This window comes from Bremerella cremea, from assembly GCF_003335505.1.
GTDB lineage: Bacteria > Planctomycetota > Planctomycetia > Pirellulales > Pirellulaceae > Bremerella > Bremerella cremea_A.
This window is the reverse complement of sequence record NZ_QPEX01000044.1, coordinates 279,620-289,734: the sequence shown is the minus strand read 5'-3', so window position 1 is coordinate 289,734 and position 10,115 is coordinate 279,620. Positions and strand designations below refer to the sequence as shown.

Sequence of the window (10,115 nt, the reverse complement as noted above, 5' to 3'; positions counted from 1 at the left end):
GGTTTGGACTCAGACTTCGGTTCTGGTTTGGACTCAGACTTCGGTTCTGGTTTGGACTCAGACTTCGGTTCTGGTTTGGACTCAGACTTCGGTTCTGGTGTGGACTCAGACTTCGGTTCTGGTGTGGACTCAGACTTCGGTTCTGGTTTGGACTCAGACTTCGGTTCTGGTTTGGGTTCAGACTTTGGTTCTGGTTTGGGTTCAGACTTTGGTTCTGGTTTGGGTTCAGACTTTGGTTCTGGTTTGGGTTCAGACTTTGGTTCTGGTTTGGGTTCAGGCTTCGGCTTTTTAGCTGGGGTTGGCTGGTCTTTGGAGGACTTGGGCTTTTTTTCTTTGGTGGGTTTGCCTTTGTCGTCTTTCTTCTTATCTTTCTTTTTTGACTTGCCCTCTTGTTGGGACTTGTCTTTCTTCTTTTTGCCTTCGTTCTTCTTGGCGTTATTGTTCTTTTGCTTGGCTTCTTTGCTCTTATCCAGCTTTTCTGTCTGCTGATCGGGAGAGGTATTTGGCTTGTCGCTTGCTAAGCCAGGCGCAGAGAGCAGCACGGTAGCCAGAAGAATAGCGAGAAAGGTGCGAAGCAGCATCATGGGTAAGGCTCCCAGGGTTAGTACACAGGCGAGCTACTGGTAATCGAGGAGCACAACTGCGGGACCACCCTGTCCGAAACTCGAAGCTTGGGGGTTTGGGTAAGGATTTCTAGTTTGACCAGTAGCGTAAGAAGAATCAAGTTGGGAGAGAATTATTCGCAAATCCCTACCGCGCATGAAAAAAGCACCCAGAATGAATCCGGGTGCTTCCATACGTTGGAAAATGCTGGCTCAATTATTCAGCCGGCTTGGCTTCCGAGTGAGCATCGCCTTCAGCTGGCTTTTCAGCAGCAGGCTTACCTTCTTCGCTGCCCATTTCAACTTCAGGAGCGGAATCGTCAGCTTTAGGGGTTTCAGCGGTCTTGCTATCGCAACCAACCGTAACAACGGTCAAACCCAAAAGCAAACAAGCGGAAAACAGCCATTTCGTCATCGACATAATAATAGTAACTCCAAGGGGTCTTACGTAACTTTCGGCGCGGAGGCCATAACCCACATTGTAGGTACTACTGTGGCCTCACAAAACTCGCCTGATTAACGTTTTCTAAATATTTTCGGGGAAGTAGGTCCGGATAATTTCGGTCATCTTGGTCACAGAGGATTTAGGCCGCCCGCGCGGATCAAGTAGTCCGGCATGCGGAAAACGGTGGGGTTGGGCGTCGGAAACCTGGGTCCAGAACACACCTTGCACCTGAGGATGGGTCAGAATCGCTGGCAAAATGTGTTCCACCAGTTCTCGCTGAGTTCGTCGGCTAATCCGTTCTAGCGGCTCTTCCTGGCGGTTGGCGTCGTAAATGGCTTCGGGATCCGGTCGCCACGAGCTAGGAGCTGATAAGGTAACAAATAACGGCACGCCTAACAGGCTCCAATAGTCGAGCAGGTCTTCGACATCGAAATAGCCTCGATAGTAAGTGGCCGGTGTATGTTCGCCGAAGTTAAACTCTAGACCGATGCCGGTAATGCCAACCCGCGCTCGGACAAGTTCCTCAGCAAAGTGAATCGGAGCTAATTCCCGGTCTCGACTGGTCATGTATTCGCCCCAAGGTTTGGCGAAACTGACCAGCAGCGGAGCTCGAAGTCCTGTGCTGCGCAGGGAATGAATGATATGGATTAAAAGCTGCAGTCGTTGCTCTTCTTTCATGGCAACGGCGGTTTGATCGTTCAGCCCCGCTGCGCAGTACCAAAGATCAACTCGGTTACGAAAGTGCTGGACTAATTCAACCGCATAACGTTGAACGGCGTTGAGCAACTCTGCAAAATCATTTTCCCACAAATAAAGCCAGTCTGGTGTGGTGAAACGATCGAGGCTGAACAACGGTCCCAGAATTGTGGAAAGCCCCTCCTGGCGAATCGATTCGAGCGTTTGGTCGACCTGTTGCCAATCGTGGTGGCCGATTTCTGGCTCGCAATGTTTCCAGTTGGGTTCAACGAGGGCGGCGTTTAATGGAGCCGTCAAAAGCGATTTGATGTCGGGCGACATCGGTTCGTTTAAGGCCATCCCACGCAGAAAAGCCCGTTGCTGCCCTTGCTTCTTAATGGCTAAATGCGAGGCTGCGGAGTAGACGTGTTCGAGTTGGGATATCCCTTCCAACGCATCGCCTAGGCTTTTCAGGGCCAACTTGTCGGCGTCTTCGGGGTGGTCTTTGGTAACCGCTGCCCGGGCGAAGTTGTCTGTCGCGTCTCTTAGCAGAGCCAGCGTAAGGTCGAGCAAGTCGAGGTCGGCATCAAGACACGCATTGCAAAGCGTACGAAAACGAAAAAGGGTTCCGCGAGCTAACTCTAGCAGCAGATCGTAGGGAGCCTTATTATCGATCCGCAAGCTGCAAGTCGAAAGCAAGATAGGAGTTCGGGTTGCTGTGCGGTAAGGAACTTTGATTTTGACCCCATCCGATTCAAGTACTTCAAGCACCAAGCGATTGCCTGCCCGCTTGATAAACGTACAGCGAACCAGCCGATCACAGCCGACCGCATGCATAATACGGCAGTCAGTGTCCGAAATAGTAAGTTCAGGCGAAATTCGAAACGTCAATTTTGGCAAATCAGCGGCTCACTTCGGTACGACAGGCCCCCACATGCTGCGAAATTCAAGAAGCTGTCCCATGATGATAGCACGTGCAGTATGCATTCTAATCGTCCCTTGCGCCCGGATGAACCACCAATAAACTTCATTTGCTGGGGTATGTCACCTAAAACACCTGTAACGGCAGACGTCTGGGCGGGCCTTTTGCATGGGCAAAACGTGTGGCAAAATGCCATTTGTCGCACTACTTTGAGTCTATTCGGGACTTGGTGGTGTTTATTTTCCGCCAATTTGCCATTTCTCAAGTTAGTAAAAGCATGGGGCTAAATTACCCGGTCCGGCAGGGCAAAGTTCGCGATGTGTACGACTTGGGCAGCCAGGTCTTGTTGGTGGCTTCCGACCGCATCAGTGCTTTCGACTATATTTTGCCATCGCAAATTCCGGATAAAGGGCGCGTTCTAACGCAGATGAGCCAGTTTTGGTTCGAGACGCTAGATGTGCCAAATCACCTGATCACCACGGATGTGGCCCAGATGAAGCTGAACGGCGACGTCGATCTGTCTCAGCTTGAGGGACGTTCGACCTTGGCCCGTAAGACGGAAGTGGTGCCGATTGAATGCGTGGTCCGGGGTTATCTGGCGGGCTCTGGCTGGAAAGAGTATCAGCAAAGCCAAACGGTCTGTGGAATTAAGCTGCCGGCAGGACTGAATCAGGCATCACGCTTACCAGAGCCAATCTTCACGCCAGCCACCAAGGCAGAATCCGGGCACGACGAGAATATTCCGTTTGCCCGCATGGTGGAAATCGTGGGGCAGGAAATGGCCGACCTTTTGCGAGAACGCAGCTTGGCCGTGTACCAAGCCGGGGCTGAGCGAGCCCTACAACATGGCATCATCATTGCCGATACCAAGTTCGAGTGGGGCGTGGTCGACGGCGAAGTGATTCTGATCGACGAAGTGCTGACGCCTGATAGTTCTCGGTTTTGGCCTCAAGATCAGTACGCCGAAGGGATAAGTCCTCCGTCGTTCGACAAGCAGTTCGTCCGCGATTGGCTTGAGCAAAGCGGATGGGATAAGAACAGCGAGCCGCCGATGTTGCCGGATGAAATCGTCCAAAAAACACGCGGCAAGTATATCGAAGCGTTCGAGCGAATCACCGGTCGCAAGTTCGCCTGGTAAGAGCCGCCTAGCTGGGTGAGTTGTCGGCGGAATCGGCAGACGTTTCGGTTGCCTCTTGGCTTGGCTCGGTGGTTTCTGGTGGATTGTTTTCCGCCGCGTTGGGTTGCGGCTGCGGAGTTTCGGATTCCGACGTGGCTTCGGGTTGATCTTCCGGAGGGGCCAGCCGCTGGGCTCGCAGGGCATTACCACGACGGTACGGCGAAAGAACGTCATCGTCATTGGTGTAGAACTGAATTGCCTTGTCGGCCAGCGAAGCATCGGCGTCTTCTTCTTTCGATAATGCTTCGTAGCTGCGTCCAATCCCATAGAAGACGGCCGACTTGTATTTCGATTCGGGATAGGGTTCGAGTGTCCGTTTCTCGAAGAAGTCGAGGGATGAGCGGTATTCTCTTTCGTCTAAGGCAATGACACCCAGATTAAAACTGGCCATCTCACGCCACAGGTTTGCGTTTTGCTGCATGTGGGCAAGGTAAGCATCGCGGGCTTGCGTATCTTGGCCGAAGTCGATCCCCATGGCTTTAAGCATCTCAGTCTTTTCAGTGATGCTCGCATTACGAAGGTCGTGGGACATCAAGCGTGTTTCCAGCAAGATACTTCGTGCGCCAGGACGTTGTGGTTCGTCGTTGAAACGGTTCATCAACTGCAGCGTTCGCGCCAGCGAGATTCCACCAGGGAAGTCGTACAAGCGGCGCTCGTTCCGAAATTCTGCGGCCAACTCAGGCTGAGAAAGCCATTTGGCGATCGATTGTTCCGACTCGAAAGGAGCCTCCCAGAGCTTAACGTCGGTGACGCCTGGCATCTCTTTCAGGCGATCTTTAATCAGGCTTGGTCGAACATGCAGGTTCAGCTTCTCTTCGCCTGTTAAGGTTTGTTCGAGCATGTCTGTGGCTTGTGTCAATGAGGTCGAGGGGGCTTCGACTAAGAGGGTCACATGCTTCAGTTTTTCAGGCGTGACTGGATACTTGTAGTTTTTCGAGGCCATCGCTTGCAAGTCTTCCGGATGTTCAACCAACTGCGTCAAAGTTTGAATTCCGGTGCCATCGCTCGTTGCAATCGGGAGACCATAGGCCGTATCGAACAAGTACAGATGCTTGCCGACATGCACCCCCACGACCTGAGTCACGGGATCCTTTTCGCCAAACTGAACGACAACGGCATCGAGGTCTTGCTGACGGCACAAGTGAATGAAAACGCGAGCACGTTCGAGGGCATCACCTTGCATCACTTGCAGGACACGCCAAACGTCGCGGCTCGTGCCAGGCTCGAAGGTTTCGCGCACGATTTCTTCTTCGCGTACCGGTTGGATATTCCGCACGGTCCAGTCGAACAGTAAGTAGGCGAGTGATAACTGTTCGGCTTCCGATTCGGTCAGTGTGTGGTTCTCTTGTGCCTTCATAAAGCGAGCTAATTGGGGCGGTAAGGTTAATTGGCCATCGTCCCAACGCTGCTTAATTCCGTTGGAAATGGCCTTCTCCCAATAACTGCTCAAGATGTAGTCGTATTCGCTTCCTCGGTAAGTGATTTCCGCCTGCGCGCGAGGGGCTGGTAGGAAGGGGCGACTGGCTAGATCTTGCAGACGCGGCATCGCCTGGATCGATTCTGGCAGTTCAGCGATCAGCGGATCTGGCTGCCACTGCGGATCTTTGGGCTGCGCGATGAACCAGCGATTGAGATCCTCGAAAACCTTCTCTTGAACAGCACCCCCAGGCGCTTGCCTGGTGTAGAGGTCGAGGTCTTTGATGAATGTAAATGCGGTGTCGACAAATTGCTTGGCGCTACCCGGATCGGTGGCCAGGTCGGCCTGGGTATCGGCGATCGTGCGGTGCTTGCGTGGTGTGTCGGAGCATCCAGCTAGAAACGTCACGGCCAGCAGGATAGGAATGGCAAGTCGATGCGTGCAGCTCATTAGGATTCGCTTAACCTAGGGCGGCCGTGCGAACGGCCAAAACGCGGTCTATGAGGGATTCCAGTTCGGCCAGGGGGATCATGTTCGGGCCATCGCTGGGGGATTGATCAGGATTAGGATGAGTTTCAAGGAATAGGCCGTCGATGCCAACCGCCGCAGCCGCTTTGGCCAACGGAGCAACCATCGCCCGATTGCCACCGGTTTGACTGCCCAGGCCGCCTGGCTCTTGGACACTATGAGTCGCGTCGAAAACAACCGGCACACCTAGCGAACGCATTTCGATTAGGGCGCGCATGTCATTTACCAAGCGGCCATAGCCGAAGAAGGTGCCCCGCTCGGTAAGCAGGGTTTGGCTGGCCTCGGCTTCTTTAAGCTTCTCGACGACGTGCTTCATGTCCCCAGGAGCCATGAACTGCCCCTTTTTCACGTTCACGGCCTTGCCGGTGGCAGCGGCCGCGACCAGCAAATCGGTTTGTCTCGCCAGGAACGCGGGGATTTGCAGGATATCGCACACTTCGCCAACAGGGGCCGCTTGGCACGATTCATGAACGTCGGTCGTGACCGGAATGCCAAATTCGCTGCGGACGGCTGCCAACAACTTCAGGCCTTCTTCGAGCCCTATTCCTCTGTACGAATGAATGCTAGTACGGTTCGCTTTATCGAACGAAGCCTTGAAAACAAGCTGAATCGGGTGGCGTTGAGCGATCTGGCAAAGCTGCTCGGCGATTTGAAAGGCAAGATCCCGCGTTTCCAAGACACAAGGTCCAGCGATGAGCAGCAGATGCCCGGCTTGGTTCAAGCTGAATGCTGTTTGTGATGGAGCAGAGGAATTCACGGCGATCTCGTTCGCTATGGAAGCTTTGTTTTTGGTGGCTTGGTCAGTGTGGCTGGAAAACACGCTGGTACGAACAGCCAGGCAAAGGCCCAGTGTACTCGCACTTGATTCTTACGGGGTGCCCGGCTTGGATCAAATCGCACAGACAGGCAAACCGAATCTAGCGGTAAGTCCTATTGTGACAAGACTTCGGGTAAATGCCCACCCGAGAAGTCGTCTCCTGGGCACGGCTTTATCCTGGCTTCTTGGTGGCCGGAACAATCAGCGGTAGGTAGCCAGGCTGGACTGAGACGGTCACATCCGTAAAACCGGCCGGATCACCGTCGGTCTGAAGCGGAAGAGCTCCCTCATCGCAGTGGATTTTAAGTGAGCGAGCTCGGTAGTAGGTGGTATCACTCCGAGTCGAGAGGTTGCCAGAGAGAAGCGAGCAAATGTAGGTATTTGTTGCCCAGAATCCTTTTTGGGTCAAAACACAAACATCAAGCAAACCGTCGTCAGGGCGGGCATTCGGGGTTAACTCCAGCCCAAGGGCATACCGCGGAAAGTTGAAAACGAACACCCAATAGCCAATCGTTTGGGTGCGTGTGCCGTCTTCTAGCTCGATATCGAGTTCTATCTTGGGGTACGCATAGCTCCGCATGAGCCCAAAGGTTGGCAAAACGTAGTTGAATTTCGAAAGGTGTCCATCACGTTGGGCATGTACCTGATGGACCACTTCCGCTTCAAACCCTGCCGAAAGCATCAACATAAAGGTCCGTTCGCCACACTTGCCGGCGTCGAAATGGCGAACTTGCCGTTGCGTTAGCATCGCGGCAAAGGCGTCGAAATCGGTAGGAATCTGCAGATACTTGGCCAGAACGTTCTCGGTACCAGCGGGATAGATCGCGATCGGAACTTGGCCAGCGGTTAGCCCTGCGATCATGGCTGCCGTGCCATCCCCGCCGACTGAAATAATGAAATCAGGTCGTGTGATTGAATCGTCGTGCCACTGCGCTGAGAGTTGCTGGGGGGAGTTTAGCTCGCGCATCTCAATGCCCAGCTTTTCAAGCAAAGCACGAAGCTGAGCATGTTGGTGCGACTTGTCACAGCCGCCGGCGATTCGGTTGATAAAGAGCCAAGCCGAACCGAGCGAAGTTTGCGGGCGAGTATCGGTAGAGATCACCGTAATATTGCCTTCAGGGATTCGTCCCTATACGCGTTGAGTAAACTCCGAAGCTCCCCATCGTATCGGGCCTCTGTCTGAAAGAAAGCCTAGATCTGGTTTAGGGCTCCCTATAGCTCAAATTGAGACAGATTGAGCATTGAGGAGCTCTGCTTAGGCGAATGTCTCAAAATGAATCATCGTTGAATCGTCGTAAGGTGTTGTGATTTAATTGGATACGATGTGTGATCTCGATCCAAGACGCAGTGTTAGGTTTTTTTGCCGAGAAAATAGTACTGCAAGGGGGAGTGTATCATTCGTTTGTGGCATCATACGACACGCCGGGAGCTTTTTAACAGGTGGAAGTTGATGAATCAAAATGAGACTTTGTTGTAAGTGTTTTGATTGTAACGGTTTGTGTTTGGCGTTTGTTTTTTTGTTGTCTTTGGCCTGCCGATTGCTGTTAATTGGGCATCGGCTCCTCGGAGGAGTCGGTAAGCTGGCCCGTGGGGCCGCTGTCGAACTTAAGCTGGGTGGTTTGCCTTGCCCCTGACGATTCAGCTTCTCCAACGCGGGTTGGTACGACAGCGGTCCCTCGATTTTTTCTTGGTTAAGCCAGAATTTCTCATGGGTGTGATTCGCCTCGCACGATAACCTTCTTCGCGAACCACCAGTTGGCCGATAGGCTTTTTCCGCTTGTGGGTCCATAAAACCTTGAAACTTACCCTGCTTCCTAAAATCAGAAGGTATGGTAAGTTGACGCCATCCAAGAGCTTCTGTATCTTGGAGCGTTTTGATTCGCAGCTTGCGAATAAGCCAGCGTAGCTTCAATTGGCAGAGCACAGCATTCGTAATGCTGGGGTTACGAGTTCGACTCTCGTCGCTGGCTCTTCTTCCTTTCCCGGATGCGAAGGGGTAATAGGTCTGCTTGAGGACATTTTTTTCGGATGATTATCGAAAAGATTGTTGGCAGGCCCTAAACGGAATGGCCCAGGTTACCCTATTTTTCTCCCCCCGAGCTTTCGCACTTGGGATTCGACAGCAAACGTTTGGAGCCCGGTAGATGATTCAAGGAATCGATTTCGATTTGAAGAGCGTTGTTCTTACGAATTCGTCCTTTGGACCAGAGGAGATTCGCCAGATCTTGCGGACGGTCGGACGCGATTACAACGCCTATTCGACGCTGCGAGATAGCGTTTCTGAACTGGAAGGCCAGTCGGAAGAACGCTCGCCGGCGACGAATGTTCGCTTGGGCGTTTGTCTGTTTATCATGGGGTACCATGGTCGTGCCGTTGCTACGCTTTCGGCTGCCGATGGTGGAGCTTTGGCTCACTTTTACCTGGGCCGCAGCTACTATGCCATGCAAGAGTACGATAAGGCGATCGAAGCCTTTCAATCGGCTCAAACCGCTGGCTACAACCGCGACGATTGCCAGTTGGGCATGATCGAATCGCTGAGAAGCAAGGGTAAGTCGGAAGAAGCCCTGGCGATGCTCGACAACATGTTCGGCCCTGTGGAATCGACTGCGAATTACCTCTATCAACGTGGTGCGACGATTGCTTCGTTGGGCGGAAATCCAGCTGAAGTTGTTGCGTTGTACGAGCGAGCCGTCGAAGCTGATCCGGGGCATGCCGGGGCTTTGTTTGGCTTGGCTTTAGAAAACGATCGCCGCGGAAATGACGTGCAGGCGTTGCAGCTTTATCAGAATGCTGCTGCTGTCTTCCCGACGCATGTCGGTGCCCTGTTGAACCTGGGACTGCTGCACGAAGATCGTGGCGAATACGACCGAGCGACCCATTGCTACCAGCGTGTTTTGGATTCTTATCCAAATGACAAGCGGGCTCGTATGTACATGAAAGATGCCCAAGCTTCGGGCGACATGTTCTACGACGAAGAAGAGCAAAAGAAACGCGACCGCATGTCGCAGGTGCTCAGCATTCCGGTTACCGATTTCGAGTTGTCGGTTCGCAGCCGCAACTGCTTGCAGAAAATGGGCATTATGACCCTGGGCGACCTCTGCCGCTGCTCGGAGCAGGAATTGCTGGCCAGTAAGAACTTTGGCGAGACCTCGCTTATTGAAATCCGGGACATGCTGCGTTCCAAAGGCTTGGAACTGGGGCAGATGGCCAACGAAAAGCAGGCCGCTCCCGAGGTTACTTACGATACTTCCGGCTTGTCGGCTGACGAGCAAGCCTTGCTCGATCGTCCGATTGCCGAGCTTAGCCTGTCGGTTCGTGCCCGCAAGTGCATGGTTCGCTTGGGAATTTCGACCATTGGCGAACTGGTCCGCCGCACCGGCGATGAATTGCTGGAATGCAAGAACTTTGGTGTGACCAGCTTGAACGAAGTTCGCGAGAAGCTGACTTCCTACAATCTAAAGCTACGCGGCGACTAAGCAGTTTGGTGCGGTTTCCCTGGCAACAGCTTGGGAAGAATCGAACGAGATGATAC

At 53.1% G+C, this 10,115-nt stretch carries 8 protein-coding genes and 1 tRNA gene; 3 read left to right on the top strand and 6 right to left on the bottom strand.

The window, feature by feature from the left end; translation table 11 throughout:
• The 3 genes from DTL42_RS26615 to DTL42_RS20700 form a co-directional block, all read right to left on the bottom strand.
• The coding region (locus DTL42_RS26615) for a hypothetical protein (protein ID WP_199590188.1) at window positions 1-584 on the bottom strand (584 nt) is incomplete at its 3' end.
• A gap of 235 nt (window positions 585-819) precedes the next feature.
• Window positions 820-1,023, bottom strand: a complete 204-nt coding sequence (locus DTL42_RS20705; protein ID WP_114371740.1) for a hypothetical protein — start codon at window positions 1,021-1,023, stop codon at window positions 820-822.
• Between the two features lie 105 nt (window positions 1,024-1,128).
• Window positions 1,129-2,493 (bottom strand): beta-galactosidase, encoded by a 1,365-nt coding sequence (locus DTL42_RS20700; protein ID WP_158545498.1) that lies wholly within the window; start codon window positions 2,491-2,493, stop codon window positions 1,129-1,131.
• A 383-nt stretch (window positions 2,494-2,876) separates the two neighbouring features.
• On the opposite strand from DTL42_RS20700, the gene DTL42_RS20695 reads away from it, so the two are divergent.
• Entirely contained in the window at window positions 2,877-3,782 is a 906-nt protein-coding gene (locus DTL42_RS20695) for a phosphoribosylaminoimidazolesuccinocarboxamide synthase (protein ID WP_261341605.1), read from the top strand.
• 7 nt (window positions 3,783-3,789) lie between these two features.
• Here the strand turns inward: DTL42_RS20695 and DTL42_RS20690 are convergent, their stop codons facing one another.
• From DTL42_RS20690 to DTL42_RS20680, 3 genes are all read right to left on the bottom strand, one after another.
• Window positions 3,790-5,688, bottom strand: coding sequence for a tetratricopeptide repeat protein (locus DTL42_RS20690; RefSeq protein ID WP_114371736.1), 1,899 nt, complete (start codon window positions 5,686-5,688; stop codon window positions 3,790-3,792).
• 10 nt (window positions 5,689-5,698) lie between these two features.
• Window positions 5,699-6,523 (bottom strand): 3-deoxy-8-phosphooctulonate synthase, encoded by an 825-nt coding sequence (gene kdsA / locus DTL42_RS20685; RefSeq protein ID WP_234824288.1) that lies wholly within the window; start codon window positions 6,521-6,523, stop codon window positions 5,699-5,701.
• 232 nt (window positions 6,524-6,755) lie between these two features.
• Window positions 6,756-7,685, bottom strand: a complete 930-nt coding sequence (locus DTL42_RS20680; RefSeq protein WP_158545497.1) for a diacylglycerol/lipid kinase family protein — start codon at window positions 7,683-7,685, stop codon at window positions 6,756-6,758.
• A 794-nt stretch (window positions 7,686-8,479) separates the two neighbouring features.
• On the opposite strand from DTL42_RS20680, the gene DTL42_RS20675 reads away from it, so the two are divergent.
• Both DTL42_RS20675 and DTL42_RS20670 read left to right on the top strand, forming a co-directional pair.
• Window positions 8,480-8,553: transfer RNA gene (locus DTL42_RS20675), tRNA-Thr, on the top strand.
• 174 nt (window positions 8,554-8,727) lie between these two features.
• Complete coding sequence (locus tag DTL42_RS20670) at window positions 8,728-10,059, top strand: DNA-directed RNA polymerase subunit alpha C-terminal domain-containing protein (RefSeq protein WP_114371732.1); 1,332 nt, start codon at window positions 8,728-8,730, stop codon at window positions 10,057-10,059.
• Window positions 10,060-10,115: the final 56 nt, after the last annotated feature.

Excerpts from the sequence above, each read along its gene's own strand:
- DTL42_RS20670 (WP_114371732.1), top strand. The coding sequence starts at position 8,728 with ATGATTCAAGGAATCGATTTCGATTTGAAGAGCGTTGTTCTTACGAAT.
- DTL42_RS20690 (WP_114371736.1), bottom strand. The coding sequence starts at position 5,688 with ATGAGCTGCACGCATCGACTTGCCATTCCTATCCTGCTGGCCGTGACG.
- DTL42_RS20705 (WP_114371740.1), bottom strand. The coding sequence starts at position 1,023 with ATGTCGATGACGAAATGGCTGTTTTCCGCTTGTTTGCTTTTGGGTTTG.